This is a genomic window from Rhodoferax sp. U11-2br (assembly GCF_018619435.1).
Classification (GTDB): domain Bacteria; phylum Pseudomonadota; class Gammaproteobacteria; order Burkholderiales; family Burkholderiaceae_C; genus Rhodoferax.
Genome location: NZ_JAHFZF010000052.1, coordinates 1 through 15,808 on the forward strand (window position 1 = coordinate 1; position 15,808 = coordinate 15,808).

The following is a 15,808-nucleotide window of genomic DNA, read 5'->3' on the forward strand; positions in this document are numbered from 1 at the left end:
AACCAAAGCCACCGGGCCGCCTTCGCGCCCGCCAGGGCGAGGACAGTAGCGCCAAGAATTGGAAACAGGAAAAACGCATCGAACACCATTGAAGTACCTCCAAGAAAGGGGGCGATGGTGCGTGTCCAACGTCAACCTGTCATTTACAAATGTTCAGACGGATTGCGAAAGCTGACTGGCTTTTAACCTTCGCCTTATTCGGCTCAGATGCACCGGGGTAACGCCCAAGTAACTGGCCAGAATGTGTAGTGGAATACGCGCCAATTGGTCCTTGTGCGTCGCCAGCATGGCCTGGTAGCGTTGCGTCGGTGTTTCAGAGATGGCACTGGTATAGAGATGGATGTAGTCGATGAGCCGCTGCTGCGTGAGAGCCAGCAATTGGGATTGCAAGAGAGGGTTTGACCGCACCAGCGCAAGCAACGTATCTCGATCGATCACGCGCAAGTCGCACGCTTCGATCGTGATCAAATCCAAGCCACTGGTACAACCGCTCACCATGCTTTCCAGTGAGCTGACCATATCCCCCTCAAAGAAAAATTGGATGCTGGTCTCTACTCCCTGGGCGTTACACACACAAAGCCGCATAGCACCGCCCTCAATGAGATAGATGTGTTTGGCCACATCCCCTGCGCGTAACAGCGACTGGTTTACATCTACGTGAAGGTCCTTGCCGACTTCAAGAAAATAGCTTTCGAGAACTGAATTTGACTGCATAGGACGCAGTATGGCATCGGCGTTCAGGCTGTTAGCCCGACGCGGCCGGCCGACGCGATGTCCAGCAAGCGTGAGGATACGGTACTTGCCTTGTGCGCATGGACGAAGCATTATGCAAGTTGGACGAGCTCAGCATCACCCGATCAGGCGACTTCGTCGAACCGGCGAAGGTAGCCAAACCCGGCGTTATTGAACAGGATGTTTCTTGGGCCGCTGGCAGTGACAGCCACCCACGGTGCGTGCGCAGCGTCGGGCTTGCCGAGATCTGTGGTGATGATCTCGACCTTCACGCCCTTGCAGCTTACGGCGATCGCTTCAGGCCCGGACTGTGAGCGTCGGATAGTCCGTGTAGCCTTTGGCACCGGGTGTATAGAACGTGGTGGAGTCGGGCGCGTTCAGTGCCGCGTCCTGGCGAATGCGCTCGACCAGGTCAGGGTTGGCGATGAAAGGCCTGCCATAGGCGACGAGGTCCGCACGGCCTTCGCTCAACACCTGCTGTGCGCTGGCTTTGTTCTGTCCGCCGGCGAGGATGAAGGGTCCGTCGAATGCTGCTTTCAAATCCGCCTTCAGCTTCGCCGGAACAGGCGGGGTGCCCATGGCCGAATGGTCCAGAACGTGAATGTACATGAGGCCGAGTTCAGACAGTTGTTTCACCAGTGCCAGGTACTGTTCGTCCACGCCATCAAATGCGCCGGCAGCATTGACCACGCCATGGGGTGACAGGCGGATGCCCACGCGCTCAGCGCCGATCTCCTTCACGGCAGCGCGGGCCACCTCCAGCACCAGCCGGTTGCGCCCTTCTGCCGTGCCACCGTAGCCGTCGGTACGGCGGTTGATGTTCGCGTTCAGGAATTGCTCAAGAAAATAGCCGTTGGCGGCGTGCAGTTCAATGCCGTCAAAGCCGGCCTGGATGGCCAGGCGTGCGGCCGTGGCGTATTCGCCGATCACGGTCTGGATGTCGGCCTCGGTCATGGCGCGTGGCGGCGTGTGGGGCTGGCTGCCCTGGGTGTCCGTCCACATTTCGCCGGGGCAGATCTCGGGCGATGGTCCAAGCACTTCCGCGCCAGCCGGCAGGTTGGCCTGATGAGAAACCCGGCCGGTATGCATCAGCTGAACAACGATTTTGCCGCCCTTGGCATGGACTGCATCGGTCACCAGTTTCCAGCCTTGCACCTGGGCGTCATTGAACAGGCCTGGGATGCGGGGATAACCCAGGCCGTTGGGCGACGGCGAGGTTCCTTCCGTGATGATGAGGCCGGCGCTGGCACGTTGAGCGTAGTAGGTTGCCATCAGGCTGTTGGGCGTGTTGTCACTGTTGGCGCGGCTACGGGTCAGAGGCGACATCACAATGCGATTGCTGAGCGGTGTAGAACGTAGGGAGAAGGATTCGAAAAGCATGGGCTGTCCTTGGAAGAATGAAAAAGGGAGGGAGAGAAAGGCAAGTGCTGCAACGGCCTGTTAGCTGGTGTCAAGCGATCTTGTAACGAGGTGCCGATGTTCCAGCTTGAGAGCCCGCGAACAATTCGGTGCGAGCTGCTTCGTACTTGTCCCACAGACTGGTATCAGCGACCGAGGGCCAGGTGATCGTTTCGCCTTGGTCCAGACCCGCGAGCGCCGCATCCACCATGTGTTCGGTTGTCATCAAGGTGCTTTTGTTAAGGGCCGCCAGCGGAACACCCGACAGATCCCAGAGCTCTGTGGCTGTGGACGCGGGCAAAACCAGTTGAACCTGTACCCCGGTGTCAGTCAGTTCTTGTTGCAAACCTCGGCTGTATTGCAAAACGAAGGCCTTGGTGCCGCTGTAGATGGCGCTGATCGGCAGCGAGTGGACCGCCAGGACGGAAGCGATGTTGATGATCAGGCCCTGCTTTCTCGCCACAAAGGCAGGGATCGCAGCTTGCGTCAGACGGGTCAGAGCAGTGATGTTGAGAGCAATCTGGGTGAGCGCGTCGTTCGCAGACGTCTGGGCTGCGGGTGCCAAGCGTGCAATACCGGCGTTGTTCACCAGGACTTGCACATCCTGGTGGGTGGCCAGAAGCGTCTCGATGCGCGCCACATCCTGATCTTGGGTCAGATCAGCCACGATGGGCTCGGCTTTGACGCCGTGCGCCTTGGCGATCTGCGCGCACAAGGCTTGCAGGCGGTCAGCGCGGCGGGCAACAAGGATGAGGTTGTACCCACGCGCTGCGAGACGATCTGCATAGACGGCACCTATGCCGGAGGAGGCTCCAGTAATCAGGGCAGTTTTTGGGGAGTTGGCGTTTGTCATGGATGGCTTTCTAGTGAAGTGAAATAGGTGAGGAATGTTCGTATCTGTCTTACCGGGCCAGAAACGCAAGCGTGCTTGGGACGAAGTCGGCGTGGAACTGAAAAATGCCACCATGGCCCGCATCTGGATAAATGATGAGCTGAGTATTTGGGAGTCGCCGCGCCAAGTCGTAGGTGTTGTGTGTGGGAACCATGCGGTCAGCGTCGCCGTTGACGACGAGTACGGGCTGTTTCACCACGGAGAGATCGGCCGGGCTCTTCTGTCCCCAGGCGCGCAACGCCTGCAACTGCGCGATGTAGGCAGCCAAGCTGATCTCTTTGTCACGGTTGTTGGTGCGCTCGTTCAATCGCGCCAGAAACGCTTTGCCGGCTTCGATGCCGTTTGGCGTGCGGGTGAAAAACAGGTACTGCTTGGGGTCTTGGCCCGTCAGCAGCCCCCGCAGCAGATCGTAGTTGGCAACGCCTGCTACCGTGCTGATCCCCTCGCCACCGGCAGGACCTGTGCCCGCAAGAACCATCTTGCGGATGAGTTGCGGCGCCTTCAGCGCCATTTCCTGGGCAATCATGCCGCCCATGGAAAATCCCAAGAGATCAACCTGCGTGAGCCCCTTGGCTTTGATGAAGCTGATGGCATCGTCTGCCATGTCCTCCATGGCGTTTGAAGCTGACCCGCTGGATGCGCCGACACCTCGGTTGTCGAAGGCAATAACATGGTGCTTCGCCGCAATGCCGTCGATGATCCGGGGGTCCCAGTTGTCCAGAACGGCAGCCAAATGGGCCAGAAACACCACGGGTGTTCCACCGTTTTGCGCTCCCAGCTCCCGGTAGGCGAAGCTGACGCCTCCCGCCGTGACGGTTTGCGTGGCCACCGTCTTCCACGATGTCGTCAGGGTTTGGGGCATCTCTTTGGGCGCCGCCTCGGCTGCAACAACTAAGGCGGGTAGGAGCGTGCTGGCCATTGCGAGCCCAACCAGAGCGGTCTTCAATAAGTGTTGCATGGCATGTGTCTTCATGGTCAGGCTCCAATGGTTGTTCAGTTGGTCTGGGGCAGGTAGAACGGGCGTGGTGCCGTCAGGGCTTGGTGCACTTGTTGGGTCAAGGCGTCAGCCAAGACTTCATCTGCACCTGCTTCCAACCCATCGAGTGCGCGCTGGACGATGTCTTCAGCACTGGTCTTGGGAACATCAAAGCCTCTGGTGAGATCGGTGTCCACGTAGGCCATGTGCAAGCCCAGTACCTGCGTCTTCTGCCCCAACAGCTCGTAGCGCAATGCATTGGTCAGTGACCAGGCGGCCGATTTGCTGGCCGAGTAGGCCGCGAGATCGCCTGCATTGACCCACGAGGCAATCGACAACACATTGAGCAGAGCGCCTCCGCCATTCACCTTGAGCACCGGTGCAAAAGCTTTGCTCATGTTCAGCACACCAAAGACATTGGTCTCAAAAATACGGCGTGTCACGGCTTCACTGTCCTGATCCAGAAACCCACCGGGCTGGGCAATGCCCGCGTTATTGATCACCAGCATCACATCCGGCGCCCTCTGCACTGCGGCAGCGATTTCCAGGGGATTGGTGACATCAAGCTGCAAGGCTTCGACACCCGGTAGCGTCACGCTGGCGGGATTGCGAGCGGCAGCGTAAACCTTGCGTGCGCCACGTGCGAGCAAGGCTTGCGCAAAGGCCAGACCGATGCCACGGTTGGCACCCGTCACAAGAACAACAGAATTTTCGATTTTCATGGGGACTCCAGAGGGTTAAAGGAAAAAACATATGACGGACGTCATGCAAAAAGACACACCTACACCCGTAGGCGTTGTCAACGACTCAACGAACCTTGATTACCACCTTGCCTTTGGCGCGCCCGCTTTCGACGTAAGCAAGTGCTTCATTGGTGGCTTCAAACGGGAAAACTTTGTCAATGACTGGGCGTATGGCCCCCGACTCAATCAGCGCTGTGATCTGGCGTAACTGGCTGCCGCTGGCTTTCATGAAGAGAAAGGAATACCCGACCTTGAGGCGATTTGCTTTTCTGCGGGTACCAAAACTCAACACGCGCATGACCTGTTTCACCAACCAGGGCGCCTTGATTTCTTGCGCAAACTGCACATCAGGTGGGCCTGATATCGAGATCAGTTGCCCACCGACTCGAAGCACAGACAGGGACTTCACCAGCGTCTTGCCGTCCTGGCTATTCAGCACGGCGTCGTAGCCACCCAAAACCTTGTCAAACGCTTCTGTCTTGTAGTCGACCACCACATCCGCGCCCAGGTCTTTCACCCACGCCACATTGCCTGTGCTGGTGGTGGTGGCCACGGTCGCGCCAAGGTGCTTAGCCAACTGGATGGCAAACGTGCCCACGCCACCGGAGCCCGCCTGGATAAAGATCTTCTGCCCTCTTCTCAGCTTGGCTTTTTCAACTAAAGCCTGCCAGGCCGTCAAGCCCACCAGTGGGATGGATGCAGCCTCTTCCATGCTGAGGTTGCGGGGTTTGATTGCCACCGAGGCCTCTTTGACCGCGACCAACTCTGCGAAGGTGCCGATCCGGAAGTCATCCGGTCGGGAGTAAACCTCGTCGCCAGGTTTGAATTGCCGCACCCGTGGTCCAACACGCACCACCACGCCGGCCACGTCGTGCCCCAGCGCAAAAGGCGTGTGGTACGGAAGAATCAGCTTGAATTCACCACTTCGGATTTTGGAGTCCAGCAGATTGACGCCAGTGGCATGCACTTGAATCAGTACCTCGTCCTCGCGCAGCACGGGTTCTGGCACATCGGCAGCCCGCAAAGACTCATTTTTTCCGTAACGATCAACGACGAATGCTTTCATGGCTTTCCTCTTTGCAAGAAAGTGTGTGCTTGGAACGCAGTGTTTGGTTTCATGTAGATATTTGGCATGATGATCATCATATTCATGGGTAAAAAAAGTCCCGCAATGGCCTAAGCCTCGGCGAGAGCCAGGCTTTTTAAGGTTGCGCGGCAAAACGCATCCGACAAGGCTTGGTCGTCGACCGCACGCGCCATCATCAATGTGCCCACCATCGCGGCCACTGTCACCAGCGCGCGCTCGTGTGCACTGGGTTGCCCCCAATCCGGGAACTGTCGGGCCACCAGATCAATCATCTCTTTGATGCGCAGCGTGGCAGCACGGCGCACCTCCGGCGACTGGCGCGGCATTTCAGAGGCAAGGGCGGAGATTGGGCACCCTGTTTCAATGCCTTCGAGATGTTCTTTGGAGAGATAAACCTGTAGCAGCGCCTGCAGGGACTGCTCCGGCGGGACTGCGGCAATCACACTCGCCGCAACGGCATTGGATTCCGCACCCGCACGGTCGGCAGCCTCAGCCAACATGGCCTCGCGGGACGCGAAATGGGCATAAAACGCTCCATGCGTCAGACCAGCTTCCTTCATGATGTCAGCGACCCCCGTGCCGTCATAACCGCTGCGCCGTATAGCTTTTGCAGCGGCACTCACGATGCGCTCGTGGGAGGCCTCTTTGGCAGCAGTGCGGATATTGACGGATGACTTTCGCATGATGCGCATCATACAATAAACAACTCAAATGTGCAATGCGTTGTTCTCGGCACAACAACTGCATCGATGATCTACCGAAATACATGGTCAGCTAAAGGCGAACCGCAAACCTCGACACCTCGCCGTTTATGTCAAATCAACGTTCGCTAAGGGTTCGGACACGCCGATGATCCGCTGGTATTCCAGGTAGCCCCTGCTGAATGGGATTCCTGATGTGGCAAATCGTCAGAGTCATTTGGCGACCGGACAGCGGTCATTCGTGAACGTCAGCAACTGACCCAAACGTGGCGAAAGGGCGTAACCTCTATTCATCGCATGCTGGAGATCGTTGTGTTTTGACCCATTTGCGTCGAACGGCCGGACGCGACGCTTCAGGTTCCGAGCTCGGTACTCCCCACGCAACGTCGTTCTAGCCATTCCCGAAATGCCAGCATCGCAGGGGTCTCTCTGCGGGTAGTAAGCCGTGTCAGCCAGTAGCCACCCAATTCCACTTGCGTGTCGAACAAGCGAACCAGGCGTCCGCCACGCAGATCCCGGCTGAAGAGGCGCATTGGCAGTAGCGCCACACCCGCCCCTTGAGCGGCGGCATCGGCCAACACCAGCGAGGAGTCGAACATGGGGCCGGTTAAAAGCGGTGACTCCAGCCCGGCTTGCTTGAACCAGGCCGCCCATTCATCAGCGCGATAGGAGCGCAACAAGGTTTCTCGCCCCAGGTCTCGAATAGCGTGGATACGACTCGCCATGGACGGCGCACACATGGGCGCAAGTGGGGCAGACAACAGATGGACGGCTTCTGTGCCGTGCCAATGACCGTCACCAAAGCGAATTGCATAGTCCAAGCCGTCCCCAGCCAGGTCGACCCGGTTGTTGTTGGTGAACATCCGTAGCTCTACAAAGGGATACCGCGTCTGAAATTCGCGCATGTGCGGCAGCAACCAACCGACCGCAAAGGTGCCCACCACCCCAACGGAAAGCACTTCTTTTTGATGGCCCACTTTGAAGGTCTCAAGGCTTGATTCAATGCGTTCAAACGCGTCCACAAGAACCGGCAGCAAGGCCAAGCCTTCGTCCGTCAGGGCCAGTCCTTTGGGAACGCGACGGAACAGTTTCTTGCCGAGCCGGTCTTCCAGGTTCTTCACATGCTGGCTCACGGCGGTTTGCGTCAGATGCAACTCCAACCCCGCGCGGGTGAAACTCAAATGGCGAGCAGAGACTTCAAAAGCTCGCAAGGCGTTCAGTGGTAAATCCATAAAGACCCAAGTTTTTCTTTGGTTAAGGTGCAATTATTCCCGTTTGAACTAGCCAGGCGCCGTTCTTATGATTCGCATCTTTTTATAGGGACTCGCTATGCATAGACGCACTTTCTCTTCCGCCGTGGCCTGTGTTGCCATGGGCGGCACCTTTGGCTACCCCAAAAATAGCTTTGCCACAAACAGGCAAGTGCAAATCCAAGAAGAGCTCAAACGCCTAGAGGCCAAAGCTCGGGGGCGCTTAGGGGTGCATATGGTGGATACCGCCTCTGGCCAGGAGTACGGGTACCGCTCCGACGAGCGCTTCATGATGCTCAGTACCTTCAAGTTGCTGGCAAGTGCACTGGTGCTGGCGCGTGTGGAGCGCGGAGAAGAGTCCCTGGAGCGGCGGATTCGCTATCAAAAGCAAGACTTAGTTTCATGGTCACCCGTGACCGAATTGCATGCCGATGGCGAGGGACTTACATTGTCGCAACTGTGCGAAGCCGCCATCACCACCAGTGACAACACGGCGGCAAATCTCATCCTGGCCAGTTATGGCGGCCCCAAGGCACTGACAAGGTTTGCCCGTCAACTTGGCGATACCGTTACCCGGCTGGATCGCAACGAGCCTAGGCTGAATGTCCGCTCAGGGGCAGAGCCACTGGACACCACATCGCCCCGTGCCATGGCCAAGACCCTGCAGCTGTTGCTCACCGGTAACGCGCTTTCCTCGCAGTACCGGCAGATGTTGCACCAGTGGCTGCTGGCCAACACCACCGGGGACAAGCGTCTCAAAGCGGGGCTGCCCAAGGGCTGGGCCATTGGCGACAAAACAGGTACCAACAGGACCGATGCCAATGACATTGGAATACTGCTGCCTCCGCAGGGGGCGCCCATATTTGTGACCGCCTACCTGGCCGATAGCGCCGCGAGTGGTCAGGTCAGGGAAGAAACGCTTGCTGATGTCGGCAGACTGGCCGCCAGCATCCGGGGTTGAGAGCATTTACGGCAAGCGACCAACCCGCCAGCTCGACGTTCGGCTGGACGCTGTGCTCCTTGGCCGTGCCGGATACAAACAGAGCCCCCATACCCAAGGCGAAATCGCGTCTCATCTCAAAACCTGGCTGAACGCCGACCGAAATTCGGTGCGCAACAGAGCAAGGTTTCGCAATTCCCCCCTTGAAGCGGACATTTGACAGAGACCGCTGCTGGCCCAAATCGGGTGCAGTCAATCTTCAGGTGGTCAACTGCACCAGCAGCAGAGCAGATCATTTATAGCCACTAACCAACTTCAATATCTGCCCCCGGCTTTGCCGGGGGATGGTTACCAAAGCAGCGTGCAGGCTAGTGATGGCAAGCGAAGGCTCAACGCGGTACTACGCTTGCGTCGGTTTCCATACATCAGAGGTTTTGCCTTTTAATTAACAACTATTAGTTTACTCTGATTAAAGCTTTTGACGTCTATTCAATTGCTAACAATATACCTAAAGTTCAGCTCAACTTGATAGGAGCTGAAAAAATGGAAAACATCGCAGGAAAAGTCATTGTTATTACTGGCGCCAGTAGCGGTCTTGGCGAAGCCTCGGCACGATTGCTCAGTGCTCAGGGTGCAACAGTGGTGCTGGGCGCGCGCCGCTTGGAGCGCGTGCGTGGCCTCGCCGATGAGCTAATTGCCAAAGGCGCTCAGGCACTGGCTGTTGCCACCGACGTCACCAAGCGCGAACAGGTGTCGGCACTTGTCGACGCTGCAGTTCAGACTTTTGGCCGCATTGACGTCTTGATCAACAACGCAGGCCTGATGCCTCAATCCCCACTGGACCGTCTCAAGGTGGAAGACTGGGACCAGATGATTGATGTCAACATCAAGGGGGTGCTATATGGCATTGCCGCGGCGCTGCCTCACATGCAGCGCCAAAAGGCTGGGCACATCATCAACGTCTCCTCGGTTGCCGGTCATAAGGTTGGCCCGGGTGGTGCGGTGTATAGCGCCACCAAGCATGCGGTGCGTGCCCTCTCAGAAGGTCTGCGCCAGGAGGTCAAGCCCTGGAACATCCGCAGCACCATCATTTCTCCAGGGGCAGTGGCCACCGAACTGCCCGGCAGTGCCACCGAAGCCGATGTAGCCAAGCGTTTGAAGGATTTCTATGACGCCTATGCAATTCCTGCCGAATCGTTCGCCAGGACGGTGGCCTTCGCGATCTGCCAACCGGATGACGTGGACATCAACGAAATCCTGTTTCGCCCAACGCGCCAGGAATACTGACATCTTTTGCCTAGCAAGATAGCCGGCAAAAGCATAACCACGACCACTGACAACGCGTTCTCGCTGTCGCATCGTGGCCTGATGCTCACCATCATCCTCGCGACCCCACAAGGAGTTCCTCATGAGTACGATTCAAGACAAGCCCGGCGCAGTCAGCGTTGAACGCGCCGGTGACCACAAGACCTTTGCCGGGCCAGCCGAATGGTTTACCGGCACAGTCAATGTCGAGATGCTTTTCACTGCACCGGAACCAGCCACCGTCTCCGGTGGTCTGGTGACCTTTCTGCCCGGTGCCCGCACCGACTGGCACACACATCCACTGGGTCAGACCCTGGTTGTCACCTCCGGATTCGGCCGTGTCCAGCACTGGGATGGTCCGCTACAGGAGATTCGCCCGGGTGATGTGGTGACTATTCCCGCAGGTGTCAAACATTGGCATGGCGCCGCGCCAGACACCGCCATGTCGCACATCGCCATCCAGGAAGCGATCGATGGAAAAAGCGCCGACTGGATGGAAAAGGTCAGTGACGAGCAATACCCGCGCTGAGCTTTTATTTACCCTCTCACTATCAGGAGCAGAACATGCAAAAGCGCAAACTCGGCAACAGCGGCCTTGAAGTCTCGGCCATCGGCCTGGGGTGCATGGGCCTGAGCTACGGCTACGGACCCGCTACCGACAGAGCTGCAGCCATCGAACTGATTCACCACGCCTATGAACTTGGAGTGACCTTCTTTGACAGCGCCGAAGCCTATGGCCCTTTCGTCAATGAGGAACTACTTGGCGAAGCACTGGCGCCCTTCCGTGACAAGGTGGTGATTGCCACCAAGTTCGGGTTCGCCGGTGGCAAGGTATCGGATGGCATGAACAGCCGACCTGAAAACATCCGCACCGTGGCTGAAGCGTCGTTGCGTCGCTTGAAGACCGATGTCATTGACCTTTTTTACCAGCACCGAGTCGATCCGGATGTGCCGATGGAAGACGTGGCTGGTACGGTGCGCGACCTGATTAACGAGGGCAAAGTGCGCCACTTCGGCCTGTCCGAAGCGGGTGTCGAGTCCATTCGCCGTGCCCATGCGGTGCAGCCGGTCACGGCGCTGCAGAGTGAATACTCGTTGTGGTGGCGCGAACCGGAGCAGGCTATCCTCCCAGTGCTCGAAGAACTCGGCATCGGCTTCGTGCCATTTAGTCCGCTCGGAAAGGGATTCCTGACCGGTGCGATTGACGAAAACACCCAGTTCGACAGCACCGACTTCCGCAACGTGGTGCCGCGCTTTGACGAGGAGGCGCGCAAGGCCAACCGTGGTCTTGTTGAGGTGTTGGGTGATCTGGCCAGCAGCAAAGGGGTAACCCGTGCCCAAATCGCTATTGCCTGGCTGCTTGCACAGAAACCCTGGATTGCACCTATTCCCGGTACCACCAAGATCCCTCGGCTGGAAGAGAACATCGGCGCGGCTGCCGTGGTGCTCACAGCGCAGAACCTGAGTGACATTGCACAAACAGTCACATCCATAAAGGTCGAGGGTGACCGCTATCCGCCCCACCTTCAGCAACGCGTTGGCCGCTGACCTCCCGTCTCATCACACCAACTTCTGAAAGGCACTGCTTTGACTGAAAACATCCATGCTCACGCGGCAGTCTCTGCCAACGATGAAAATGACGCCGCTTCCAGCAAAGCCGGGCTGAAGGCATCCAAACGCAAGTTCCTGCATGCAGCCACAACCGGCTTGGTCGCCGGCGTGGCTGTCCCGCTGATAACCGGCAGTGCCTCGGCATTCGCCGCGCCACGCCGTAGCGGCAAAATCCTGATTGCCTACTACTCTCGCACTGGCACCACGCGAGATGTGGCGAACCAGATTCAGCGCCAGACGGGTGGCACGCTGTTCGAGCTGCAAACCGCCCACAGTTATCCAGCGGCATACCGCGCCACCACCAACCAGGCCCAAAAGGAGCAACAAGCAGCCTTTAGGCCAAAGCTCACGGCAGAAGTGCAGGACGCAGCCTCTTACGATCTCATCTTCATCGGTTTCCCGAACTGGTGGGACACGCTGCCGATGGCCTTCTTCAGCTTTCTTGAGCAATACCGTTTTGCCGGCAAAACCCTGATCCCGTTCTGCACACACGAAGGCAGCCACTTTGGCAGCAGCCTGGGCGATGTCCGCGCGATTTGTCCCAATGCCACTTTGCTTGACGGACTGGCCCTGCGTGGCGGTGGCGTCGACAAGGTGCAATCGGATTCGGCCCAGCGCGATGTCAGCGACTGGCTACGCAAGCTGGGCATGCTCAATGGCTGACACAAAACAATCGAGCTACGCCAAAGTTGGCACATGGATGGTCGCCGCCGCGCTCACGACCGGCATCTGCACTGCCGCCGAGCTGACCAGTACACCGATCACGGTTCGCGCGGGCAACACCGTATTCAACGCCACACTCAACAACAATGCAACGGCGCGCGACTTCATCGCTGCCTTGCCGATCACCTTGACGATGACGCGCTGGGGTGACCGTGAGTACTATGGCAAACCCGGTTTAAAGCTGTCCGACCAATCCCCTAAACGCAATGATTTCGACAATGGTGACATCGCCTGGTGGCCCAGCGGTGGCTCCTTTGCGATCTTCTTCAACAACAAGGTCAATCCGGACATCTCGGACCTGATCGTCATCGGCAAAATCAGCTCAGACCTCAAGCTGTTTGACACTCTGGGCGAGGTGGTCGAGATGCGCATTGAGCTGGCGCACTGAGCGGAGAAAGCCAAGGTGTTGACCCGTAGTCTGTCCAGGAAACTCTCGCTCGACGCCTTCATGACGACGCTGATTCTGGTGGAGTTCGCCTATGAACTCACCGGTAGCACGGTGCATGAATGGCTTGGCATCTCGATGTTTTTGCTCTTTGTGCTGCACGGCGGGCTGAACTGGAAATGGTTCACCGCCTTGTTCAAAGGCCGCTACAGTGGTCTGCGCATCACCACGCTGCTGATCAACAGCGCGGTGTTCCTCTCTGCGCTGCTGATGGTGGTGAGCGGTGTGCTGAACTCGGACCTGCAGTTCTCACTGACTCATGTCGAACTTGATCTACTGTCACGAGAATTCCATACCGCCGCCGCTCACTGGTTCCTGATCCTCACCGGCATCCATCTTGGCATGCACTGGAAGATGGTCATGGCCGAAGGTCGCCGTGTTGTCGATGTCCATCAACCCTCTCGACAACGCAGCTTTGTGCTGCATGCCACCACCTGCGCCATCCTTGTCACTGGCATCTACGCCTCGTTCGAGCGTGGCATTTTGTCCAAGCTGGTGGCGTACTACTCGTTTGATTACTGGGATTTCGGTGAATCAGTGGCTGGATTTTTCATTCAATATCTGACCATCATGGGGCTCTATGCTTGCTTGGCGTATTACGCGTTGCAAGCCTACAAAGGCTACAAAAACCCGTTTGTCCGCACTTTCTTCTGGCTTCGTTCAACCTGTGATGGTTTCTGCAGGCGCTACTGCACCACGTCCATGCGTGAACAGGCTGACTGAGCCAGCTCAATGAAAACAATACCCGTCATCCACACCTGGGCAGGCAAGTCTCTTGCTGCCCTCCTGCTCGGAGTCCTTTCATTGACCGCTGCTGCCTCGCTGCTTTTGCCTGCCGATCCTGACTATTCAGCCTCCGCCCAGTTCTATGACGGCAGGTTTCACAACCCCGTGCCACGCCCGCCACAGAGCTTCATACAGCACATGAAGCTCTATTACGAGTTCTTCTTCAAGAAACCACCTGGCACGGTGCCGGATCGCCCCATTCCGGTCCGCACCATCACCCAGGCCGAGCTTCTTGACGCACCAGACAACAGCGTCTATCGCCTGGGTCACTCTTCGCTACTGCTGAAAATGCACAACAAGTTCTGGCTGACTGATCCAGTATTCAGTGAACGTGCCTCACCCATGCAATGGTTCGGCCCGGCGCGCTTTCACGCGCCACCCATCACGCTGGAAGAACTGCCGCCGATCGAAGCAGTGATCCTTTCGCACAACCATTACGACCATCTCGATCATGATGCCGTTCTCAAGCTGGCAGCCAAGACCAAAGTCTTCCTGGCACCGCTGGGTGTGGGGCGCCTGCTGCTGTCCTGGGGCATTGCAGCGCAGCAGGTGCGTGAACTGGATTGGTGGGATGAGACCGAGGTCGACGGCATCCGCTTTGTCGCCACGCCCGCGCAGCACTTCTCGGGGCGCGGCTTCTCCGACAGTGATCGCACGCTGTGGGCGTCGTGGGTCATGCTGGACGCGCAGTTTCGCCTCTTCTTCAGCGGCGACAGCGGCTATTTCCCGGGATTCAAGACCATTGGAGAGCGCTACGGTCCGTTCGACATGAGCTTCATCGAAACGGGTGCCTACGATCACAAATGGGCCTATGTCCACATGCAACCGGAAGAAAGCCTTCAAGCCTTCCGCGATTTGCGCGGCAAGTGGCTGTTTCCGATCCACAACGGCACTTTTGATCTCGCCATGCATGTGTGGGACGACCCCTTCGAACGCATCACCAGCCTTGCCGCCGAACACCAGGTCGCCATCACCACGCCGATGATGGGCGAGCGCGCCAGCCTGCTCGCGCCCCACCCCGGCAGCGCCTGGTGGCGCAGCGCAGCGCCAACCCCGGCGGTTTCCACGCCTGTTTCGACAACCCAACCTGGAGGATGACCCCATGAAAACCACCATTCACGCCGCAATCTTGGCCCTGATGATCTCCGGCGCGGCCATGGCCGCTGAAGACCCCGGTATTTCGGTATCCCGTCCAGGGGACACACCGCAAACCCAAGGTTCTGCGCAACTCTTCAGTGGCGAAGTCCTGGTCGGCCAGCTCTTTCGCGGCACCGCACCTGCCACCATTTCTGGAGGTGTGGTCAGTTTCAACGCTAGCGCCAGAACCGCGTGGCATACCCACCCTCTGGGTCAGACGCTCTACGTCATCTCTGGTAACGGCCGGGTCCAGCAATGGGGCAAGCCGGTGCAAGAAATGAAAACTGGCGACATCGTCTTGATTCCACCTGGCGTCAAGCACTGGCATGGCGCCAGTGCCACCTCAGCCATGAGCCATCTGGCTTTTGCTGAGCAACTCGATGGCAAGGTGGTGACCTGGATGGAGCTCGTCAGCGACGCGCAATACCTGTCCGAGCCATCTCCCAAATAGTAGTTGCACTATCAAAAACAAAGTGTAGGCATGACTGGCCTGCACAGAAAGTCACATGAGCACACCCAACACCCTAACAGCCACAGTGCCTGAAGAACGCCACCAGCACGACCTGCGCATCCTGATCATTCTCAGCGCGCTGATGTCTTTCGCCTCCATTTCGGTGGACATGTATCTACCAGCCCTGCCAACGCTGGTCGTGGATCTTCACGCCGACATTGCCCGCATCGAGCTCACGATCTCAACCTTTCTGATCGGTTTCAGCATTGGCCAGTTGTTCTGGGGTCCGATCAGTGACACCTATGGCCGCCGTGTACCCATTGGTGTTGGCTTGCTGCTGTTTATTCTGGGCTCGGTCGGCTGTGCCATGTCACAGACTTCCGAGCAGATGCTCGTCTGGCGTGTGGTACAGGCGCTCGGCGCATGCGCCGGACCGGTGCTGGCGCGGGCCATGGTGCGCGATCTGTATGCCAGAGAACGATCCGCTCAGATGCTCTCGGTGTTGATTCTGATGATGGGCGTGGCACCGTTGATCGGCCCCTTGATCGGCGGACAAATCATCCACTTCTGGACCTGGCGCGTGATTTTCTGGGTGCTCGCTGTGGTTGGTGTGATCACGCTGTTCACACTC

19 protein-coding genes are annotated in these 15,808 nt (G+C 57.9%); 10 read left to right on the forward strand and 9 right to left on the reverse strand.

The window, feature by feature from the left end; all coding sequences use genetic code 11:
- Positions 1-153: 153 nt before the first annotated feature.
- The 9 genes from KKO72_RS20190 to KKO72_RS20230 form a co-directional block, all read right to left on the reverse strand.
- Positions 154-825, reverse strand: coding sequence for a Crp/Fnr family transcriptional regulator (locus KKO72_RS20190; protein WP_251140813.1), 672 nt, complete (start codon positions 823-825; stop codon positions 154-156).
- A gap of 32 nt (positions 826-857) precedes the next feature.
- A complete protein-coding gene (locus tag KKO72_RS20195) occupies positions 858-1,004 on the reverse strand; it encodes a hypothetical protein (protein WP_214943487.1) in 147 nt (48 codons plus the stop codon).
- A gap of 25 nt (positions 1,005-1,029) precedes the next feature.
- Positions 1,030-2,112 carry an alkene reductase gene (locus KKO72_RS20200; RefSeq protein ID WP_214943490.1) on the reverse strand — a complete coding sequence of 361 codons (1,083 nt, stop codon included), beginning with the start codon at positions 2,110-2,112 and terminating at the stop codon, positions 1,030-1,032.
- Between the two features lie 70 nt (positions 2,113-2,182).
- Complete coding sequence (locus tag KKO72_RS20205) at positions 2,183-2,983, reverse strand: SDR family oxidoreductase (RefSeq protein WP_214943493.1); 801 nt, start codon at positions 2,981-2,983, stop codon at positions 2,183-2,185.
- Between the two features lie 49 nt (positions 2,984-3,032).
- Positions 3,033-3,995: an alpha/beta fold hydrolase gene (locus KKO72_RS20210; RefSeq protein ID WP_371736921.1), complete on the reverse strand. Its 963-nt coding sequence runs from the start codon at positions 3,993-3,995 to the stop codon at positions 3,033-3,035.
- A 20-nt stretch (positions 3,996-4,015) separates the two neighbouring features.
- The gene (locus KKO72_RS20215; protein ID WP_214943496.1) at positions 4,016-4,720 is read right to left on the reverse strand and encodes an SDR family oxidoreductase; all 705 of its coding nucleotides are present in this window, start codon (positions 4,718-4,720) and stop codon (positions 4,016-4,018) included.
- Positions 4,721-4,805: 85 nt separating this feature from the next.
- Complete coding sequence (locus KKO72_RS20220) at positions 4,806-5,807, reverse strand: NADP-dependent oxidoreductase (protein WP_214943540.1); 1,002 nt, start codon at positions 5,805-5,807, stop codon at positions 4,806-4,808.
- Positions 5,808-5,917: 110 nt separating this feature from the next.
- Positions 5,918-6,523: a TetR/AcrR family transcriptional regulator gene (locus KKO72_RS20225; RefSeq protein ID WP_214943499.1), complete on the reverse strand. Its 606-nt coding sequence runs from the start codon at positions 6,521-6,523 to the stop codon at positions 5,918-5,920.
- A 359-nt stretch (positions 6,524-6,882) separates the two neighbouring features.
- On the reverse strand, positions 6,883-7,761 hold the full coding sequence (locus KKO72_RS20230; protein ID WP_214943502.1) for a LysR family transcriptional regulator: 879 nt from the start codon (positions 7,759-7,761) through the stop codon (positions 6,883-6,885).
- A gap of 97 nt (positions 7,762-7,858) precedes the next feature.
- Between KKO72_RS20230 and bla the strand changes: the two genes are divergently transcribed.
- The 10 genes from bla to KKO72_RS20280 form a co-directional block, all read left to right on the forward strand.
- Positions 7,859-8,740, forward strand: a complete 882-nt coding sequence (gene bla, locus KKO72_RS20235) for a class A beta-lactamase (protein ID WP_214943505.1) — start codon at positions 7,859-7,861, stop codon at positions 8,738-8,740.
- 522 nt (positions 8,741-9,262) lie between these two features.
- The gene (locus tag KKO72_RS20240; RefSeq protein WP_214943507.1) at positions 9,263-10,006 is read left to right on the forward strand and encodes an SDR family oxidoreductase; all 744 of its coding nucleotides are present in this window, start codon (positions 9,263-9,265) and stop codon (positions 10,004-10,006) included.
- A gap of 121 nt (positions 10,007-10,127) precedes the next feature.
- On the forward strand, positions 10,128-10,553 hold the full coding sequence (locus tag KKO72_RS20245; RefSeq protein WP_214943510.1) for a cupin domain-containing protein: 426 nt from the start codon (positions 10,128-10,130) through the stop codon (positions 10,551-10,553).
- A gap of 35 nt (positions 10,554-10,588) precedes the next feature.
- Positions 10,589-11,572, forward strand: coding sequence for an aldo/keto reductase (locus KKO72_RS20250; RefSeq protein WP_214943513.1), 984 nt, complete (start codon positions 10,589-10,591; stop codon positions 11,570-11,572).
- A 39-nt stretch (positions 11,573-11,611) separates the two neighbouring features.
- Positions 11,612-12,298, forward strand: coding sequence for a flavodoxin (locus KKO72_RS20255; protein WP_214943516.1), 687 nt, complete (start codon positions 11,612-11,614; stop codon positions 12,296-12,298).
- Positions 12,291-12,746 (forward strand): cyclophilin-like fold protein, encoded by a 456-nt coding sequence (locus KKO72_RS20260; RefSeq protein ID WP_214943519.1) that lies wholly within the window; start codon positions 12,291-12,293, stop codon positions 12,744-12,746. Before KKO72_RS20255 ends, KKO72_RS20260 begins: the two co-directional genes overlap by 8 nt.
- A 15-nt stretch (positions 12,747-12,761) precedes the next feature.
- Positions 12,762-13,526: a DUF4405 domain-containing protein gene (locus KKO72_RS20265; protein WP_214943522.1), complete on the forward strand. Its 765-nt coding sequence runs from the start codon at positions 12,762-12,764 to the stop codon at positions 13,524-13,526.
- A 9-nt stretch (positions 13,527-13,535) separates the two neighbouring features.
- Complete coding sequence (locus KKO72_RS20270) at positions 13,536-14,687, forward strand: MBL fold metallo-hydrolase (RefSeq protein WP_214943525.1); 1,152 nt, start codon at positions 13,536-13,538, stop codon at positions 14,685-14,687.
- A 4-nt stretch (positions 14,688-14,691) separates the two neighbouring features.
- The gene (locus KKO72_RS20275; protein ID WP_214943528.1) at positions 14,692-15,177 is read left to right on the forward strand and encodes a cupin domain-containing protein; all 486 of its coding nucleotides are present in this window, start codon (positions 14,692-14,694) and stop codon (positions 15,175-15,177) included.
- Positions 15,178-15,232: 55 nt separating this feature from the next.
- A partial coding sequence (locus tag KKO72_RS20280) for an MFS transporter (RefSeq protein WP_214943531.1) occupies positions 15,233-15,808 on the forward strand: 576 nt, incomplete at its 3' end.

Excerpts from the sequence above, each read along its gene's own strand:
- KKO72_RS20275 (WP_214943528.1), top strand. The coding sequence starts at position 14,692 with ATGAAAACCACCATTCACGCCGCAATCTTGGCCCTGATGATCTCCGGC.
- bla (WP_214943505.1), top strand. The coding sequence starts at position 7,859 with ATGCATAGACGCACTTTCTCTTCCGCCGTGGCCTGTGTTGCCATGGGC.
- KKO72_RS20240 (WP_214943507.1), top strand. The coding sequence starts at position 9,263 with ATGGAAAACATCGCAGGAAAAGTCATTGTTATTACTGGCGCCAGTAGC.
- KKO72_RS20225 (WP_214943499.1), bottom strand. The coding sequence starts at position 6,523 with ATGATGCGCATCATGCGAAAGTCATCCGTCAATATCCGCACTGCTGCC.
- KKO72_RS20250 (WP_214943513.1), top strand. The coding sequence starts at position 10,589 with ATGCAAAAGCGCAAACTCGGCAACAGCGGCCTTGAAGTCTCGGCCATC.
- KKO72_RS20220 (WP_214943540.1), bottom strand. The coding sequence starts at position 5,807 with ATGAAAGCATTCGTCGTTGATCGTTACGGAAAAAATGAGTCTTTGCGG.
- KKO72_RS20210 (WP_371736921.1), bottom strand. The coding sequence starts at position 3,995 with ATGAAGACACATGCCATGCAACACTTATTGAAGACCGCTCTGGTTGGG.
- KKO72_RS20260 (WP_214943519.1), top strand. The coding sequence starts at position 12,291 with ATGGCTGACACAAAACAATCGAGCTACGCCAAAGTTGGCACATGGATG.
- KKO72_RS20215 (WP_214943496.1), bottom strand. The coding sequence starts at position 4,720 with ATGAAAATCGAAAATTCTGTTGTTCTTGTGACGGGTGCCAACCGTGGC.
- KKO72_RS20200 (WP_214943490.1), bottom strand. The coding sequence starts at position 2,112 with ATGCTTTTCGAATCCTTCTCCCTACGTTCTACACCGCTCAGCAATCGC.
- KKO72_RS20230 (WP_214943502.1), bottom strand. The coding sequence starts at position 7,761 with ATGGATTTACCACTGAACGCCTTGCGAGCTTTTGAAGTCTCTGCTCGC.
- KKO72_RS20190 (WP_251140813.1), bottom strand. The coding sequence starts at position 825 with ATGCTTCGTCCATGCGCACAAGGCAAGTACCGTATCCTCACGCTTGCT.
- KKO72_RS20205 (WP_214943493.1), bottom strand. The coding sequence starts at position 2,983 with ATGACAAACGCCAACTCCCCAAAAACTGCCCTGATTACTGGAGCCTCC.
- KKO72_RS20270 (WP_214943525.1), top strand. The coding sequence starts at position 13,536 with ATGAAAACAATACCCGTCATCCACACCTGGGCAGGCAAGTCTCTTGCT.
- KKO72_RS20245 (WP_214943510.1), top strand. The coding sequence starts at position 10,128 with ATGAGTACGATTCAAGACAAGCCCGGCGCAGTCAGCGTTGAACGCGCC.